Consider the following 17540-nt stretch of genomic DNA (forward strand, 5'->3'; position numbering starts at 1 on the left):
TTATTCCGGGTACTATGGGCGCAAGGCGGGGCTCCTGCAATTGTTGGCTGCTTGACCGCGAACCGGCGCGGGGCTATGGCCCGGTGCATGGAGAAGCAAAAGAAACCCTCGCGTCAGCAAGTCTATACCCTTCTGGTCCAGATTGGCCGCAAGGAGGGCGACGGGCTGCCCGATGGGGCGACCGGCGCGGCGCTGATGTGCTATGCCAGCGGCGTGGATGAGGCCGAGGCCGTGCGTGAGACGGTCGCGATCCTGAAGCAGGCCGACACTGCACCGCTGGATGTCACCGGATACGGCACATTGGCCGAGCGTGAAGCGCAAGGTCACGATATCGAGGCGGACGAACGTGCGCTGATGCAAAGAGCATTGGATGAAAACGCAGTGATCGTCGCGCAGATGACACCGTTTTTCGAAGACGAGGCACAAGCCTAGTTTCGCGATCCGAACCACTTGCGATAGATTTCGTCATAGGTTCCGTCTTCGCGCAAGCCGAGCAATGCCTGGTTTACATCCTCGACCAGTGGTGATCCGGTCGGGAAAGCGATGCCGTAATTTTCGCGCAGGAAAACACCGCCTGTCATCGACGCAATCCGCCGGCCTTCATGGGCCGCAAAATAGGACAGGATCGGCGCGTCGAACACGACAGCATCCAGATCTTCGGCCTTGAAAGCGTCCAGCATCTCATTCAACCCCGGATAGCTGGTAAACTCGATCTCGCGCCGGTTCAGAAAACTGGCCGCAGTCGACCCCGAGATTGTCCCGACAGTCTTGCCGTACAGGTCGTTCACCGAATTCACGCTGCCGGTAATGGCGTCCACGGTCATGACCGAGGTGATACGGGCGGTGAACACTGAAACGATGAACAAGGATGACACCACCAGCACGACACCCAACATTCGACCGAACGGAGTGCGCGGCATCCGCTCTTCGAAGCCGCCATTCACAACCAAGTTCAGCGCCCACCAGAACGATGGGAACCACGCTTCGTTCAGGTCGCGGTCGAAATAGGGTTGGGCGCGGCGTTCAAAGCTCCACATCAACATGCCGCCACCGAGGAGAATGGCAAAGGCCAGCCCTATGGCGATGAACAGTTCTTTCGAGAGCAGGGCCTGCAACAGCGATGGTTTTCGTACCGCGTCCGAGGGTACCATGATCTGAAGACCGGCCTCAAAGATCGGCTGAGAGAAATCCATTTGCGTTTCACGCAGCGCAGTGATCGAGATATTGGCGATGGCAAGGTCTGCAGATCCGCTCTGCACGGCACCCAACATGTCAGAAAACGCCTCGACGCGGTTGACCGTGTAGTCCCAGTTCAGAGCCTCGGCCAAAGCCGCCAGCAAATCCATAGAGAAGCCGGTTTCGTCGCCATCCTCGACATAGGAAAATGGCGGGCGGGTCACGGTTGTGACCGAAAGGGACTGTGCCAGGCTTTGCTGTGCGATGACGGCGAAAGTCAGGCAGATCAGTGCGAAGAAGGCGCGCTTCATATTCAATTCACCTGTTTCGCGGCCCTGTAACGCGAATTTGTGGCGGGCGGCAAGGTGGTCGCAGGGTAAAGTGTCATGTTTTATTGGGGTGTCGCTTTGATATCTAAATATTCGGATGACCGTTTTTTTACGGATTGGGGTTGGAAAACCGGCCAAATCGTTGAATCTGTGCGCGAACCCGCGTCAGACACAGTTCCAGAGGCCCCCGCATGACTGATCCCGTCCAATTGACAGCCGAACTGATCCGTTGCCCTTCGGTCACACCTTCAGAAGGCGGAGCACTTGTTTTGCTTGAGGCGGTGCTGTCGGAGGCAGGTTTCGAATGCACGCGCGTTGATCGCGGCGGCATCAGCAACCTTTTCGCGCGTTGGGGGCAGAAAGGTCATGCGCGCAGTTTCGGATTCAATGGTCACACGGACGTCGTCCCTGTCGGCGACGAAGCTGCCTGGACTGCGCCGCCCTTCGGGGCCGAAGTGCGGGATGGTGTGATGTATGGGCGCGGCACCACCGATATGAAATCCGGAGTTGCGGCTTTTGCGGCTGCCGCAATGGATTTCGTGCGTGACACCCCTCCGGATGGGGCAATTGTCCTGACAATTACCGGTGATGAGGAAGGCGATGCGTTGGACGGCACCACTGCGCTTCTCGATTACATGGAAGGCGCGGGTGAGCGTATGTCGGTCTGTCTGGTAGGAGAGCCAACATGTCCGAACAAAATGGGTGAGATGATCAAGATCGGTCGCCGGGGTTCAATGACTGCGTGGTTTAAGATTACAGGTGTGCAGGGGCATTCGGCTTATCCCCATCGGGCCAAAAACCCGCTGCCCGCAATGGCGCGGCTGATGGACCGGCTTGCCAGCCATGAACTGGATCAGGGCACGGACCATTTCGACGCCTCCACGCTGGCTGTTGTCACCATCGACACTGGAAACGCCGCGACCAACGTGATTCCGGCGCAATGCAGCGGCGCGGTCAATATCCGCTTTAACGATCTGCATTCCGGGGCAAGCCTGAGTGATTGGTTGCAATCAGAAGCGGATCAGGTGGCAGCTCAGTACGGTGTCGAAATCGGTGTCACGATCAGTATTTCGGGTGAAAGTTTTCTGACCCCACCAGGGCCTTTGTCGGATCTGGTGGCCAAAGCGGTCGAAGCCGAGACCGGCGTAACACCCGAACTGTCGACAACCGGGGGCACTTCGGATGCGCGCTTTGTCAAAGACCATTGTCCGGTGGTGGAGTTCGGCTTGGTCGGGCGCACGATGCATCAGGTGGACGAGTGTGTTGAGGTTGCGCAGATCGAGCAGCTCAAATCGATCTATACCCGTATCCTGACGGATTATTTCGCCTGATCCATGCAACGCACATTGGTGATCATGGTCAAGGAACCCAGACCGGGTCGTGTCAAGACGCGGCTGGGGCGCGATATCGGCATGGTTGGTGCCGCGTGGTGGTTTCGGCATCAGACCCGCGCCTTGATCCGCAGGCTACGTGATCCCCGTTGGCAGATTGTGCTGGCCGTGTCGCCCGATGCGGAGGGCCTTGTAAGCCGCGTCTGGCCCGTTGACCTGCCACGCGCGCCGCAGGGGTCCGGCGACCTGGGTGGCCGGATGAAGCGGATGTTGGGCGGAATGCCCAAGGGGCCGGTTTGCCTGATTGGTGCGGATATTCCGGGTATTTCGTGTGCACATATTGCCCGTGCATTTGGTGCGCTTGGGCGATCCCAGATGGTGTTCGGCCCCGCGCCGGATGGCGGCTATTGGCTGGTCGGTGCGCAGCGTTATGGCGCGCTGCCCGCAGGTCTGTTCCACGATGTGCGCTGGTCGACAGAACATGCTTTGGGCGACACACTTGCCTCAATCCCAAACTGCCGTGTGACCCTGCTGGACCAGCTACGCGATGTGGATACAGTTGCTGATCTGAAACCCTGAGGTTTTTTGGTCATGACGCGGTCGCAAACGCGTGCTACGCCGGAAGCATGACTCGCATCCCCACCAAGCAGGAGGTCCTTGACTGGATCTCGGCGAACCCCACCCTGACCTCGAAACGCGACATCGCCAAAGCCTTTGGTATCAAGGGCGCGGATCGCATTGACCTCAAGCGCATCCTCAAAGAGCTTGAGGCCGAAGGACACCTTGAAAAACGCAAGCGCAGCTATCGCGATCCAGACCGTCTTCCACCTGTCAGTGTCTTGCAGGTGAAGGCCCCGAATGCCGATGGTGATCTGTTTGCCCGCCCACTGGAATGGCATGGCGAAGGCGTCGAGCCCATCGTTCTGATCATCGCGCGGGCCAGCGACCCGGCCCTGGGTGAGGGTGACCGCATTCTGGCCCGCCTGACCGTCGTGCACGAAGAAGATCACAATTACGAAGCCCGCCTGATCCGCCGAATCGGGACCAACCCGCGCAAGATCGTGGGCATATTCCGCAAAGGGGCCGAAGGGGGCAGAATCGTCCCTATCGACAAGGCGGGCCAGACTGAATGGCTGGTTGCCGATGGCGCGGTGCATGGTGCCAAAGACGGCGAATTGGTCGAGGCCGAACAGGCCGGGCCGAAAAATCGCATGGGCCTGCCGCGTGCGCGCATTGTTGAACGGTTGGGTGATCCGACCGCGCCCAAGGCTGTTTCGCTGATCGCGATCCACCAGCACGGTATCCCGGATGACTTTCCCGACAAGGTCATTGCTGAAGCAGACAATGCCAAACCCGTTGGCCTGAAGGGCCGCGAGGACCTGCGGGACATGCCGCTGCTGACCATCGACCCTTCGGATGCGCGCGATCGTGATGATGCCTGTTACGCGCACGCGGATGAAGACCCCAAGAACCCTGGTGGACATGTGATCTGGGTCGCTATCGCCGATGTTGCTGCTTATGTGCTGCCCGGCTCGGCCCTGGACCGCGAGGCGCGCAAGCGGGGCAATTCAAGTTATTTCCCTGACCGTGTGGTGCCGATGCTGCCTGATCGGCTGTCGGGTGATCTGTGTTCCCTGCATGAAGGTGTCCCGCGCGCCTGTGTCGCTGTGCGGATGCAGATTGACGCGGACGGTAACAAGATTGGTCATCGTTTTGTGCGGGGGTTGATGCGTTCGGTTGCGTCACTGAACTATGCCGAAGTGCAGGAGGCCATCGACGGCAACCCGAACGACCGCACTGGGCCATTGCTGGAGACGGTCTTGAAACCGCTTTATGCCGCCTATGCCGCGATAAAGAAAGCGCGGGCTGTGCGACAGCCACTGGAACTGGACCTGCCCGAGCGTAAGATCGTGCTCAGCGAGACGGGTCATGTTGAAAGCGTGGCGTTCCGCGACCGGTTGGATGCGCATCGGTTGATCGAAGAGTTCATGATCCTCGCCAATGTTTCGGCTGCCGAGACACTGATCGCCAAGCGCCGTCCGCTGCTGTTTCGCGTGCACGAGGAACCCGCGCCCGAGAAGCTGGAAAGCCTGCGTGAAACGGCGCAGGCCGCCGGATTGAACCTTGCCAAGGGGCAGGTGCTGCAAACCAGCCACCTGAATGCGCTGCTGAACGCCGCCGCCGGGACCGAGGATGCGGAACTGATCAACCTGACCACCCTGCGGTCGATGGCACAGGCCTATTACAACCCAGAAAACTTCGGCCATTTCGGGCTGGCGCTGCGGAACTACGCGCATTTCACCTCGCCGATCCGGCGCTATGCCGACTTGGTCGTGCATCGGTCGCTGATCTCAGCCCACGGTTGGGGCACGGACGGTTTGACCGAAGACGAGATTACCCGGCTCGAAGAAACGGCGACTCATATTTCAGATACCGAACGCCGATCCATGATGGCTGAACGGGACACGACTGACCGTTATCTGGCCGCGTATCTCAGCGAGCGGGTTGGCAATGAGTTCACAGGCCGGATCAGCGGCATTGCCCGGTTTGGTGCATTTGTCAAAATGGACGAAACCGGCGCGGATGGCTTGGTTCCGGTGCGATCATTGGGGCGCGAGTTCTTCCATTTCGACCGCGAGGCCGGGACACTTATGGGGGCGGACACGGGGCTGATTATCGCCATCGGCCAACGTGTCACCGTTCGACTGACCGAAGCGACACCTGTGACCGGTGGGTTGGAGCTGGAGCTGCTGTCCATTGACGACCAGGCCCTGCCGCGTGGACATGGGCCAAAAGGGCGATCATCCCGGCGCAAAGCGATCAGCACCAAGCGCAAGAAAGACAAGATCAAGCGCAAGGTCGAACGCAGGCGCCGTCAGAGGTGATAGGTCAACGCGCGGGCAATCAGCCATCCGTGGCGTGTCGGATCGATTTGTGCGGTGTCATCAAACAGAACGGCACGGGTCCCATCGATCCGGTCCTCGCCCGGAAAGGCGGAAGTGAAATCGCTTATCAACCGGCTCTGACAGTGCACAAACAAGGCGAAACTTGCCGATTTGTGCGCGCCCAGCCGGATCGTTGACCCTTTGGGCGCAAGATAGGCGGGCTGACCCCAGCGCAGTTCCTCTTGCACCGTGGGGACAGCAGGCAGAGAGGCTGCCGTGTCAAACACAAGCGCCCGCAAGGCCAGAGCCCCCGCACGGGTTTGCGGGGGCAGGGTCTCAAAGGCCGAAGCGACCAAAGGGTTCTCAAAGGGTTTCATGCAATTGGTATCGCCTGTTCCAACCGATCCACGTAACTGTTCAGCAGGTTATCCTGTTTGATCCGGCGGGTCAGGGGGGTGTCCGCAGGTGTGGCGCGCATCGCGGCAAGCATAGGGCCAACGCTCATATCAGCCGATGTCGGACGGTCCCCAAGCAGGAAAGAGGATTGCCACAGATAGGCCGAGATCGCCTCGAGGTCACGTTCGATCCGGTCCAGCCGTTCGGACAGCGAAAACCGCCCGATTCCCTGTGACGTAATCCCCTTCAGAACGGATTTCCGGATCGCATTGGATGACGGTTTCCGGATCAACGCCGGAATTCCGGTAAAGAACGTATCACGCAAGATCGGCCAGACTTCGTCATTGCCCCAACGATCCAGAACGATGTGAAAATACAGATGCTCTTCGGCCATGCGCACCAGGGCGCGGGACTGCGCCTTTTCGACATCCGTCAACCCTTTGTCGAAATCCGCGCCCTGCTGTTCCAACCAATCGCGGATCAGGTCGCTGTCCGGGACCAGGCGTTCCGGCGTTCGCAAAACGGGCAGTTTCTGGTGGGGCATCTTGCGGGGGTCAAGCATGTCCGAGCGTTGCCAGGTCTGGCCGGATTGCTGAAGCATCAATGCTGTCTTGACGCAGAAGGGGCTGGCACTGAACAGGCCGAAGGCAGAGGGGAAGGTGAGAAGGGTCAGCATTATGAGGCTCCGTGTCATTGTGTGCTGACTGAGTATCGGGACCTAATGACAGTTTCTGTCATTAGAGGTAAGCTATTGTACATCATGTCCCGCACCGCCCGATTGTTCCAACTGATGCAAGCCCTGCGTTCTGGCCCTTCGCCCAGAACATCCGAACAGTTGGCGCAGGATCTGGGTGTTTCGGCCCGAACAATTCATCGGGATATTGATGCATTGCGCGGACTGGGTGCCGTGATCGATGGCGAAGCGGGGTTTGGCTTTACGCTGATCGAGGACGCGACCCTGCCGCCATTGGGGTTCACTGACGATGAGCTTGAAGCGTTGGTTCTGGGCTTGCGCGAAGTTCAGGTGATTGGCGATCCGGCTTTGTCGGGCGCAGCGGGTACGGCCCTGCGGAAACTTCAGGGACGCTTGCCGCAACGCCAGTCCCATCGGCTCAGCCACGCGGTTCTGGCTGCTACGCGGTTCAACCGCCCGCCTGAGCCCACGATTGACGTGGCCACTCTGCGGCAGGCGACGTGGGATGAGCGCGCGGTCGAGTTTTTCTATACGGACGCGAAAGGCGACGCTACGCACAGGCGCGTCAACCCTTTGAGCATCGTCTATCTGGATCACTCGAACGTGTTGTTGGGCTGGTGCCACCTGCGACAGGATTTTCGCGTTTTCCGGTTGGATCGCTTACAGGACATGTCAGTGACGGAACAAAGTTTCAGGCCGAACCGCGTGCCCCTGCTGCGCGAGGCATTGGAACGCATTCGGGCAGAGCGTGCTGCGCAGGAGCGAGAGGCGAACGTCTGAGCACTTTGTGAATTTCTGATTCTGCGCTACCCTGTGGTCGAGCAGTAATCAGGAAAAAACGGAATGCGAAAATGCGTAGGCGGCGTCATGACCGTCGCATTGTGGGCATCCATAGTGCAGGCGGAAACAACAGAAAACACCAGATGGGCAGACAGCGGGATTTCACGCGCAGCGCTGCAACTGGCTTCGGCGGATGTGACCGTTTCGATCCGTCCGGTCCCGCGCCCGTTGATTGAGGCCTTGCCCGTGGCTTCTGCGACAACGGCAAGGTTTCAGTCCTGGCTTGGCGCCTTTCAGGGACGCGCGCGGCGGCAGGGCATTTCGCAGGGAACACTGACTCAGGTGTTTTCGGGGATGAGCTATGACGAAGATGTCCTGGAACGGGATCGCAATCAGGCTGAGTTTTCGAAACCCATCTGGGAGTATCTTGAAACCGCAGTGTCGGAAACGCGCCTGTCGAACGGGCGCGCCGCCCTGCAGCGGCATCGGCAGGTGTTGAACCGGATCGAGGCTGAATACGGTGTCGAAAAAGAGGTGGTCGCTGCCATCTGGGGGCTTGAAACCTCTTTCGGGTCTTATCGCGGCAGCAGTCCAACGCTTCGTTCATTGGCAACGCTAGCCTTTGATGCGCGGCGGGCACAATTCTTTGAAACGCAGTTGGTCGCTGCCCTGCGGATCGTGCAGGCTGGCGATATCAGCGCCGGCAACATGCTTGGCAGTTGGGCGGGCGCAATGGGGCATACGCAATTCATGCCCACGTCATATCTGGATCACGCGGTGGATTTTGACGGTGATGGCCGACGGGATATCTGGTCGGATGACCCGACGGATGCGCTGGCTTCGGCGGCGTCTTATCTGGCGCGGCATGGTTGGACCAGGGGTCAGCCATGGGGCGTGGAGGTGCGTTTGCCCGCCGATTTCGATTACGCCTCAGCCCGTCGCGATTTTACGCTGATGCCGTCCGAATGGGCTGCAAGGGGTGTCGTGGCGCGGGATGGTACCGTCGTGCCGGATCATGGGAAGGCCGCTATCCTGCTTCCGGCGGGAAGTCAGGGCGTTGCGCTGATGATTTTCGAAAATTTCAGCGTGATCGAGGCGTATAACGGGGCCGATGCCTATGTGATCGGCATCGGGTATCTGTCCGACCGGCTTGCGGGGGGCGCACCGTTTCAATCTGACTGGCCGCGCGGCGATCGGGTGCTGAGCTTTGCCGAGAAAAAGGAACTTCAGACACGTCTGACGGATGCGGGCTTTGACACAAAGGGTGTCGACGGGCGCACTGGGCCAAATACTATCAACGCGGTTCGAGCGTATCAACTGGCGCAAGGGTTGGTCCCGGACGGATACCCCACGCCAAACCTGCTGGAGCGGTTGCGATGACAAAAAAAGGCGGCCCATATGGACCGCCTTTTAAGATGCATAAATCGCTGAGTTAGGATGCGGCTTTCATCAGCCCCTGCGCAATGATCTCGGCCTGTGCTTCGTCCAGCGACTTGTAGATCCGCACGAACATCTCGTCGATATCCGCAGGCGTCAGGATCAGCGGGGGTGAGATGATCATCCGGTCGCCGACATGGCGCATGATCAGGTTATTGGCAAAGCACCGATCACGGCAGATATAGCCGACCGTGCCGGGTTCGGATGCGAATTTGGCGCGGCTTGCTTTGTCCGGGGTCAGCGCGATGGAGGCCATCATGCCAACGATCTTGGCCTCACCCACCAGCGGATGATCTGCCAGTGCCTCCCATTTCTCTTTCAGATAGGGGGCGGCAACATCGCGCACATGCTCAACGATCTTCTCTTCTTCGAGGATGCGCAGGTTCTCCAATGCCACGGCGGCCGCGACCGGGTGGCCGGAATAGGTATAGCCGTGGTTGAATTCGGTACCGCCGATTACTTCGGCAATTTCGTCGTTTACGATGGACCCGCCGATGGGCGCATAGCCCGAGCTAAGGCCCTTGGCGATGGTCATGATATGCGGCTTGATACCAACGGTTTGCGACCCGAACCAGTTGCCTGTCCGGCCAAATCCGCAGATGACCTCGTCAGCTATCAGCAGGATATCGTACTTGTCGCAGATACGCTGAATTTCCGGCCAGTATGTATCGGGCGCCACGATTACACCACCTGCGCCCTGAACCGGCTCGGCGATAAAGGCGGCGACCCTGTCTTCGCCCAACTCTTCAATCGCCTCTTCCAGCTCGCGCGCGCGGGCCAGACCGAATTCTTCGGGCGACATGTCGCCGCCTTCGGCCCACCAGTTGGGTTGGTTGATGTGGTGGATATTCGGGATCGGAATGCCGCCCTGCGCGTGCATCCCGGCCATACCACCCAGCGAGGCCGAGCCCACGGATGAGCCGTGATAGGCGTTTTTGCGGCTGATGATGATGTTCTTGTCTGGCTGACCCTTCTGGGCCCAGTAGGTGCGCACGAGGCGGATATTGGTATCGTTTGCCTCGGACCCGCCTGCTGCGAAAAAGACATGGTTCAGATCGCCCGGGGCCAGTTCGGCAATCTTGGCGGCCAAAGCAATCGCGGGGACGTGGGTCGTTTTGAAGAAGGTGTTGTAATAGGGCAGCTCGCGCATCTGGCGCGCGGCAACATCGGCCAGCTCATCACGCCCATATCCGATATTGACGCACCACAGGCCCGCCATTGCATCCAGAATTTCCTCGCCTTCGCTGTCGGTCAGATAAACACCATTGGCACGTGTGATCACGCGCGCCCCTTCCTTCCCCAGCGCACCATTGGCCGAGAAAGGGTGAATGTGATGCGCGGCATCCAGCGCCTGCAATTCGGCGGTCGGCATGTGGTTGGTGATGGTAGACATCGGAGAATCTCCTACAAGAACGCAGTTGGCGAACACAATATGATCAAATTTTTTCCTGTCAATCGAATCAAGTTAGATCAGACAGACGTCAATGCCTCTGCCATCAGGTCCATACCCTGTTCGATGTCCTGAGCGGTTGCCTTTGCGGTCATTTCTGCGTCACCGGCGCGCAAAGCGGCAATAATGTCCTTGTGCCGATCCGGAAGGCTTTGTGTGCCGAAGCGCCCGCAGACAACACGCAAAGAGGGGCCAAACCGCAACCAAAGTCTTTCGGCCAGATCACTGAGGATCGGCGCGTTTGCGTAAGAATACAGCGTTTCGTGAAAAGCTTGGTTCAAACGCAGATAGCCACCGACATCACCATCGGCGATCATGCGATCCAAATGCCTGTCCAGGCGTTCCAGGTGATCAATGTCCTGCGCCTTCAGGTTGGCGGTTGCACGTCTGGAAAGCTCTGATTCTATTGAAATTCTGGCGAAGATCATCTCTTCAATATCGTTCGAGTTCAGCAGCGGTACACTGACGCGCCGATTGCCCTGGAAAACCAACCCTCCATCCGAGATCAACCGGCGAATCGCTTCGCGGACCGGAGTCATCCCAACACCCAGCGAATCAGTCAGACCCTGGATTGTGACGGGCTGACCTGGGACCAGTTCACCGAACAGAATCTGTGATCTGAGTGTTTGGTAAACCTGCTCATGCGCGGGTTGTTTGCCCCCTTCGGTCGACGGCGCATATGCCTTATTTTTGATCAAATCCAATTGGTTCTTCCTATTTCGACTAAGCCTGACTTGTCAGGTGACTGGCCACGTGAAACCATACGCTGGATCGAGGGAAAACGCAAAACTTGATCAAATCCAAAAAAACGGGAAAATACCCGTACACTTGCAGGGAGAAGAATATGACAATCAAAACGCTGACCATGACAGCGGTCATCGCATTGGGGACTTCGGCGGCATTTGCCGAAGAGGTGCGTGTTTACAACTGGTCCGACTACATCGACGAAGAACTGCTGAGCAAGTTCGAAGCAGAAACAGGTCTGACCCTGATCTATGACGTGTTCGACAGCAACGAGGTTCTGGAAACCAAGATGCTGGCCGGTGGCTCGGGCTATGATGTGGTTGTACCGTCAGGTACATTCCTTCAGCGCCAGATCCAGGCCGGCGCGTTTCAGCAGCTGGACCAAAGCAAGCTTTCGAACGCCGGAAACCTTTGGGATGTAATCGAAGAGCGAACTGCCGGTTATGACCCGGACAACGCGTATTCGATCAACTATATGTGGGGAACAACCGGGATCGGCGTGAATGTCGGTAAGGTCAAAGAGGTTCTGGGCGACGACATTGCCCTGAACAGCATGGACTTGGTCCTGAAACCCGAGAACATGGAAAAGCTGGCCACTTGCGGTGTGCATTTCCTGGATGCCCCGGCCGAGATCATTCCCATGGTGCTGCAATACCTTGGAGAAAACCCTGACAGCCACGACGCGGACGTGATCGGCAAGACCGAAGCGGTTCTGACAGCAGTCCGCCCGCATATCCAGAAATTCCACAGCTCGGAATATATCAATGCGCTGGCAAATGGCGACATCTGCGTTGCTGTTGGCTGGTCGGGTGACATCCTTCAGGCACGCGACCGTGCCGCAGAGGCAGATAACGGGGTGGAGATCGAGTATCACCCCTTCGCCGAAGGGTCACTGATGTGGTTCGACCAGATGGCAATTCCTGTCGATGCTCCAAATCCCGAAGGCGCGCACACGTTCCTTAACTTCATTCTGGACGCCAACAACATGGCGGCGGCATCGAACTATGTGTATTACGCCAATGGCAACAAAGCGTCTCAGGAATTTCTGGAAGAGGACGTGATCGGCGATCCGGCCATCTATCCGGATGATGCCACGATGCAGAACCTGTACATCACGACACCTTATCCGGCGAAAACACAGCGGGTCGTGACGCGTCTGTGGACCAAGGTCAAATCGGGCACCTGATCCGAATTGCACCGGCAGGGCGGCGCCGCCGCCTTGCCTCTCTTTCCAGCTATTCGAACGAGGGCCGTAGTGAATTCTGACGTCTTTGCGCCATGGGATGACCCGCAGGCGAAACCCTTGATCCAGTTCCGAAACGTGACCAAGCGTTTTGGTGAATTTACTGCCATCGACAACCTGTCTTTGGATATCTTCGAGCGAGAGTTCTTTGCCCTGCTTGGTCCGTCGGGATGTGGAAAAACGACGATGATGCGGATGCTGGCCGGGTTCGAAACACCGACCGAAGGCCAAATCCTGCTTGGGGGGAAGGATATCGACCCGATCCCGCCCAACAAGCGGGCCGTGAACATGATGTTCCAGTCCTATGCCCTTTTTCCGCATCTTAGCGTCTGGGAAAACATCGCCTTTGGCTTGCGCCGGGACAGAATGCCCAAACACGATCTGGAAGACCGGGTCGAAGAGATGCTGCGCCTGACCCGGCTTGAACAGTTCGCCCGCCGCAAACCGCATCAGATTTCAGGTGGGCAGAGGCAGCGTGTGGCACTGGCGCGCTCGCTTGCCAAGGCACCCAAGCTTTTGCTGCTGGATGAACCGCTGGGCGCGCTGGACAAGAAATTGCGCCAGGACACCCAATTCGAACTGATGGATATTCAGGAAAAAACCGGCACTACATTCGTGATCGTTACGCACGACCAGGAAGAGGCCATGACAGTCGCCAGCCGTGTGGCGGTGATGGATCAGGGCCAGCTTATGCAGGTTGCCACTCCGGACCGGATATATGAGAACCCCGCCTCGGTCTATGTCGCTGATTTCATCGGGGACGTGAACATCATTGAAGGGCGCGCGACATCTGTCGGAGAGGATACCTATCAGGTAGACTGGGCCGAAGGGCAAGCGCCGCTGACCGCCGCGTCAGCGAAAAACTTTGAAAACGCTCAGTTGTGTCATCTGGCGATCCGCCCGGAAAAAGTGACGATCTCGGCCGAGCGTCCGGCGGATGCAGTGAATGCGGTGCAAGGCAAGGTTCATGACATCGCGTATCTGGGCAATCTCTCCACTTATCACGTTGAACTTGCAAACGGCACAATCATCAAGGCGCAGACGGCCAACACCCGCCGCATCTCGCGCCGTTCGTTCACCTGGGAAGACCCGGTCTGGCTGTCCTGGACGGCCACGGCTGCGGTTCTGCTGGCCGACTGATGCGCCGCGCTGTTCTGATCGCCATACCTTATGTCTGGCTGTTGGCGCTGTTCATGGTGCCGTTCTTCATCGTTCTGAAGATTTCGCTGTCGGACACCGCGCTTGCGATCCCGCCTTATACACCGACACTGGATTTTTCAGCTGGTTGGGCGGGGATCAAAGAGTTCTTCAGCCAACTTGATCTTGAAAACTTCGTCTGGCTGACCGAGGACGACCTGTACTGGAAAGCGTACCTGTCCAGCGTCAAGATCGCTTTGATCTCAACCTTCCTGACTTTGCTGGTTGGCTACCCCATTGCCTACGGTATGGCCCGCGCGCCCGAGGAATGGCGCCCAACGCTGATGATGCTGGTGATCCTGCCTTTCTGGACGTCATTCCTGATCCGGGTCTATGCGTGGATGGGCATTCTGTCGAATGAAGGATACCTTAACCAACTGCTTCTGTGGACGGGCATCATTTCGACGCCTTTGACGATCCTGAACACCTCGACTGCCGTCTATATCGGTATTGTCTACACTTATCTTCCGTTCATGATCCTGCCGATTTATTCGTCATTGGAACGCATGGATGGTTCGCTGATCGAGGCGGCCGAGGATTTGGGTTGCTCGAGGGCACAAGCCTTCTGGCTGGTCACCATTCCACTGTCCAGACCGGGCATCATCGCAGGTTGTTTTCTGGTGATGATCCCCGTGATCGGTGAGTTTGTGATCCCGTCACTATTGGGTGGGTCCGGCACGTTGATGATCGGCAAGGTTCTGTGGGAAGAATTTTTCTCGAACCGAGACTGGCCCGTGGCAAGTGCTGTCGCGATCGTGCTGTTGCTAATTCTGGTCGTTCCCATTGTGCTGTTCCAGCGCAACCAGCAGAAACAGGCGGAGGCTGACGGATGAACAGATTAAGCTGGTTCAATACGGTTTCGCTGACGCTGGGTTTTGCGTTCCTGTATATTCCGATGATCATCCTGATCATCTTCAGCTTTAACGAAAGCAAGCTGGTCACGGTCTGGGCCGGGTTTTCGACCAAATGGTATGGCGAACTGGTTCAGAACGAGGCATTTCTGGATGCTGCATGGGTCACGGTCCGGGTTGCGGTGTTTTCCTCGACACTGGCAACGATTCTGGGGACTGCGGCCGCTTATGTGCTGGTTCGGGGCAAGCGGTTCTTTGGCCGGACATTATTTTCCGGCATGATCTATGCACCGCTTGTGATGCCCGAGGTGATCACCGGCCTGTCCCTGCTGTTGCTGTTTATCGGGATCGGGCTGGACCGGGGTATCCTGACCATCGTTCTGGCCCACACGACCTTTTCGATGTGTTTTGTGTCGGTCGTCGTCTCGTCACGGCTTGTGACATTCGACAAGTCGCTGGAAGAAGCCGCTTTGGATCTGGGTTGTTCACCCGCGCAGGCCTTTGGTCTGGTCACCCTGCCGATCATCGCGCCTGCGGTGATCTCGGGCTGGCTGCTGGCTTTCACATTGTCGCTGGATGATCTGGTTATCGCGTCGTTCACATCGGGCCCGTCGGCGACGACCCTGCCGATCAAGATCTTTTCGGCCGTGCGGCTGGGCGTCAGCCCCGAGATAAACGCGCTGTCGACGATTATGATCGCGGTCGTGACGGTTGGGGTGATCACGGCCTCACTTGTGACCAAACGCGCGATGATGCGCCAACGGCAGGACGAGCAGGCCGCTGCGCGCACCGAATGAAACGGATATTTCCCGAATACACCTATGGCGCAGGTCCTCGTGGTGGTTGCTGGTGGGACGAAACCATTGCAAACCCGAACTGGCCAGAGCTTCAGGGCGATCTGAACGTTGATGTTGCCATCGTCGGTGGCGGCTTTACAGGGGTCTCAGCGGCTTTGCATCTGGCCGAAAACGCGACCTCGGTAGCTGTGTTCGAGGCAGGCCCGCCGGGGTGGGGCGCATCAGGTCGCAATGGCGGTTTCTGCTGTCTTGGCGGATCGAAGCTTGGGCAAAAGTCTATGGTGCGCCGCTATGGCCGCGAAGCGGCGCAAGCCTATGAGACGGCTGAACAGGATGCGGTCCAGCTTGTTGCCGATCTGCTGGCGCGGCATCGGATTGACGCCGATACGCATTCCAACGGTGAGACTCAACTGGCCCATTCGCGGCATGCGATGGATGTCCTGCGCCGATACGCGGACGAGACCGGCATTCTGCACCAAGCCGCTGAATTACCAGCGCTCGGTATGGGTGGTGCATTTTTCGGTGGGTATACTCTGCCGGTTGGCTTCGGGCTCAATCCCCGGAAATACCTGTTCGGGCTGGCAAGCGCTGCGGCAGCTTCGGGAGCGAATTTCTTCCAGAACAGCCCCGTTCTGAACATTGAAAAAACGACGTCCGGCTTCAGGCTGCAAACAAGCGCGGGGCAGGTTAACGCACAGGTCGTGCTGATTTGTACCAACGGGTATTCCAGCGAAGACATCCCCGATTGGATGTCCGGACGCTATTTGCCTGCGCAATCGACGGTTATGGTAACACGCCCACTTAGCCAGGCAGAACTATTGGCGCAGGGCTGGAACTCGGACCAGATATGTTACGACACGCGCAATCTTCTGCACTATTTTCGCCTGATGCCGGATGGGCGCTTTTTGTTCGGAATGAGAGGCGGCTTGTTGTCGTCGCCCCGGTCCGAGGCCGCGATCCGGGCAAAGGTTCAACAGGATTTCAAACGCATGTTCCCGGCCTGGGCAGCGGTTGAGGCGACTCATATCTGGTCGGGGATGGTGTGCCTTTCGCGAAGCCTGATGCCTTATGTCGGTGCCGTGCCCAAGCAGCCAGGCATGTTTGCCGGATTTGCGTATCATGGCAACGGCGTCGCTATGGGGACTTACAGCGGGCGCGCATTGGCGCGGCTGGCATTGGGCAAAGAGGCCCACTTGCCAGCCCCGATGAGGCAAACTCCTGAACGGTTTCCGATGGGCCGCTGGCGTCGCGCATTGATGCCACCGGCATACGCCCTCTTTGCGCTTTCCGACCTCAGGTAAACTCAATCGGTTTCAGGATTTCGATTTCCAGTTTCAACCCTTCGGAATAGTCGGGTGCACCGTTTTCTGCGCGCCACAGGCAATAAGCGGCCATGCGCCAAGCATACCATGGCTTGAGCCGTTGATAACGGGCAACAATCTCGGGTCTGCGATAGGCGGACAGAAACTGAACTTCTTCCGCGTCCGACAATGGTGAGCCCCGGTACAACCTTTGCATTGCCGGGGACAGAAACAGCGCAAGGTCTTCGCACGGGTCGCCAAAGGCCGGGCATTGCCAGTCGATCAAGGTCAGGCCGCGGGACGCGACCAGAATATTTCCAGCGACCGGGTCGCCATGGATCAGGCAAGTCTTGGTCGTGGAAGGAACAGATATCGAAGGTTGCAGTTTTGCCAGTTCGTTTCGGGTTTCTGACCTGCACCCTTGCAGAATTCTGTGCCCATGGGCCATCAGATCCGCGCTGCCGTTACACCCGGCGGGCGCTGGAATGGTGTTGGGCAGCGAGTGCAACCTGCGCAGCAGTTCACCAACCTTGTCCGACCCATTCCGCCAAGGTGTTCCGGGTGCGTGGTCGTAAAACACCCAATGCGCGTTCCTGTGCTGTCCTGCGGCGCGCAGCCTTGGTACAAATCCGGTCGGTCCAAGCGCCTTGAGGCAGAGAGCTTCCAGCTTTGCATCATTTCGAAACAAGGGGTTGCGTAAGGTCGGGCTGTAGAGCTTCAGTACTTTGTCGCCGTTGTCCCCCAGCACTTTCCACACCCTGTTGGTCCGACCACCATACAGGATTTCGAACTGCGCGTACATGTTGACCAACCCCATAGTGCTGAGGTGTTCAACCAGATCATGAGGGGGGGCAGGCAGGTCGGGCAGAGGTCTTTTCACTTCTTCTGGCGAGTCGAGTTGCCAACCTTTGGCCCGTACTGCCTGACAG

General features: G+C 58.2%; 17 protein-coding genes. 11 read left to right on the forward strand and 6 right to left on the reverse strand.

The annotated features are described in order from the left end of the window. Positions 1-87 precede the first annotated feature (87 nt). On the forward strand, positions 88-432 hold the full coding sequence (locus tag ACR0J7_RS13910; protein WP_480914627.1) for a hypothetical protein: 345 nt from the start codon (positions 88-90) through the stop codon (positions 430-432). On the opposite strand, the gene ACR0J7_RS13915 is transcribed toward ACR0J7_RS13910, so the two are convergent. Next, positions 429-1487, reverse strand: coding sequence for a transporter substrate-binding domain-containing protein (locus tag ACR0J7_RS13915; RefSeq protein WP_480484152.1), 1059 nt, complete (start codon positions 1485-1487; stop codon positions 429-431). The genes ACR0J7_RS13910 and ACR0J7_RS13915 overlap by 4 nt on opposite strands. 209 nt (positions 1488-1696) lie before the next feature. On the opposite strand from ACR0J7_RS13915, the gene dapE reads away from it, so the two are divergent. Genes dapE through rnr form a run of 3 tightly spaced genes read left to right on the forward strand, consistent with a single transcriptional unit; the run spans position 1697 to position 5721 of the window. Further along, positions 1697-2836, forward strand: a complete 1140-nt coding sequence (gene dapE, locus ACR0J7_RS13920; RefSeq protein WP_480914629.1) for a succinyl-diaminopimelate desuccinylase — start codon at positions 1697-1699, stop codon at positions 2834-2836. A gap of 3 nt (positions 2837-2839) precedes the next feature. After that, positions 2840-3415, forward strand: a complete 576-nt coding sequence (locus ACR0J7_RS13925; protein ID WP_480774118.1) for a TIGR04282 family arsenosugar biosynthesis glycosyltransferase — start codon at positions 2840-2842, stop codon at positions 3413-3415. 47 nt (positions 3416-3462) lie between these two features. After that, positions 3463-5721 (forward strand): ribonuclease R, encoded by a 2259-nt coding sequence (rnr, locus tag ACR0J7_RS13930; RefSeq protein ID WP_480914631.1) that lies wholly within the window; start codon positions 3463-3465, stop codon positions 5719-5721. Here rnr and ACR0J7_RS13935 read toward each other — a convergent pair. Together ACR0J7_RS13935 and ACR0J7_RS13940 are read right to left on the reverse strand one after the other, a co-directional pair. Continuing rightward, positions 5712-6098, reverse strand: coding sequence for a DUF1801 domain-containing protein (locus ACR0J7_RS13935; protein ID WP_480914633.1), 387 nt, complete (start codon positions 6096-6098; stop codon positions 5712-5714). The genes rnr and ACR0J7_RS13935 overlap by 10 nt on opposite strands. Then, positions 6095-6793 (reverse strand): glutathione S-transferase family protein, encoded by a 699-nt coding sequence (locus tag ACR0J7_RS13940; RefSeq protein WP_480914635.1) that lies wholly within the window; start codon positions 6791-6793, stop codon positions 6095-6097. The genes ACR0J7_RS13935 and ACR0J7_RS13940 overlap by 4 nt, the downstream gene beginning before the upstream one ends. 84 nt (positions 6794-6877) lie before the next feature. On the opposite strand from ACR0J7_RS13940, the gene ACR0J7_RS13945 reads away from it, so the two are divergent. Both ACR0J7_RS13945 and ACR0J7_RS13950 read left to right on the forward strand, forming a co-directional pair. Continuing rightward, positions 6878-7591 carry a helix-turn-helix transcriptional regulator gene (locus ACR0J7_RS13945; protein ID WP_480484146.1) on the forward strand — a complete coding sequence of 238 codons (714 nt, stop codon included), beginning with the start codon at positions 6878-6880 and terminating at the stop codon, positions 7589-7591. Positions 7592-7678: 87 nt separating this feature from the next. Further along, positions 7679-8971, forward strand: coding sequence for a lytic murein transglycosylase (locus ACR0J7_RS13950; RefSeq protein ID WP_480914637.1), 1293 nt, complete (start codon positions 7679-7681; stop codon positions 8969-8971). 52 nt (positions 8972-9023) lie between these two features. Here the strand turns inward: ACR0J7_RS13950 and ACR0J7_RS13955 are convergent, their stop codons facing one another. Next, positions 9024-10421, reverse strand: coding sequence for an aspartate aminotransferase family protein (locus tag ACR0J7_RS13955; RefSeq protein WP_480488565.1), 1398 nt, complete (start codon positions 10419-10421; stop codon positions 9024-9026). 77 nt (positions 10422-10498) lie between these two features. After that, entirely contained in the window at positions 10499-11182 is a 684-nt protein-coding gene (locus tag ACR0J7_RS13960; protein WP_480914639.1) for a GntR family transcriptional regulator, read from the reverse strand. A gap of 140 nt (positions 11183-11322) precedes the next feature. On the opposite strand from ACR0J7_RS13960, the gene ACR0J7_RS13965 reads away from it, so the two are divergent. The 5 genes from ACR0J7_RS13965 to ACR0J7_RS13985 all read left to right on the forward strand — a co-directional run bounded on the left by ACR0J7_RS13965 (position 11323) and on the right by ACR0J7_RS13985 (position 16611). Beyond that, positions 11323-12408 carry a polyamine ABC transporter substrate-binding protein gene (locus ACR0J7_RS13965; RefSeq protein WP_480474181.1) on the forward strand — a complete coding sequence of 362 codons (1086 nt, stop codon included), beginning with the start codon at positions 11323-11325 and terminating at the stop codon, positions 12406-12408. 69 nt (positions 12409-12477) lie between these two features. Then, the gene (locus ACR0J7_RS13970) at positions 12478-13605 is read left to right on the forward strand and encodes an ABC transporter ATP-binding protein (RefSeq protein ID WP_480559984.1); all 1128 of its coding nucleotides are present in this window, start codon (positions 12478-12480) and stop codon (positions 13603-13605) included. After that, on the forward strand, positions 13605-14495 hold the full coding sequence (locus tag ACR0J7_RS13975) for an ABC transporter permease subunit (protein ID WP_480559986.1): 891 nt from the start codon (positions 13605-13607) through the stop codon (positions 14493-14495). Before ACR0J7_RS13970 ends, ACR0J7_RS13975 begins: the two co-directional genes overlap by 1 nt. Then, positions 14492-15310, forward strand: coding sequence for an ABC transporter permease (locus tag ACR0J7_RS13980; protein ID WP_480474178.1), 819 nt, complete (start codon positions 14492-14494; stop codon positions 15308-15310). The genes ACR0J7_RS13975 and ACR0J7_RS13980 overlap by 4 nt, the downstream gene beginning before the upstream one ends. After that, entirely contained in the window at positions 15307-16611 is a 1305-nt protein-coding gene (locus tag ACR0J7_RS13985) for an NAD(P)/FAD-dependent oxidoreductase (protein ID WP_480484140.1), read from the forward strand. Before ACR0J7_RS13980 ends, ACR0J7_RS13985 begins: the two co-directional genes overlap by 4 nt. Here ACR0J7_RS13985 and ACR0J7_RS13990 read toward each other — a convergent pair. Further along, a complete protein-coding gene (locus ACR0J7_RS13990; protein ID WP_480911473.1) occupies positions 16604-17491 on the reverse strand; it encodes a phosphotransferase in 888 nt (295 codons plus the stop codon). The genes ACR0J7_RS13985 and ACR0J7_RS13990 overlap by 8 nt on opposite strands. Between the last annotated feature and the right edge of the window lie 49 nt (positions 17492-17540).

The organism is Ruegeria sp. O4 (assembly GCF_056535125.1).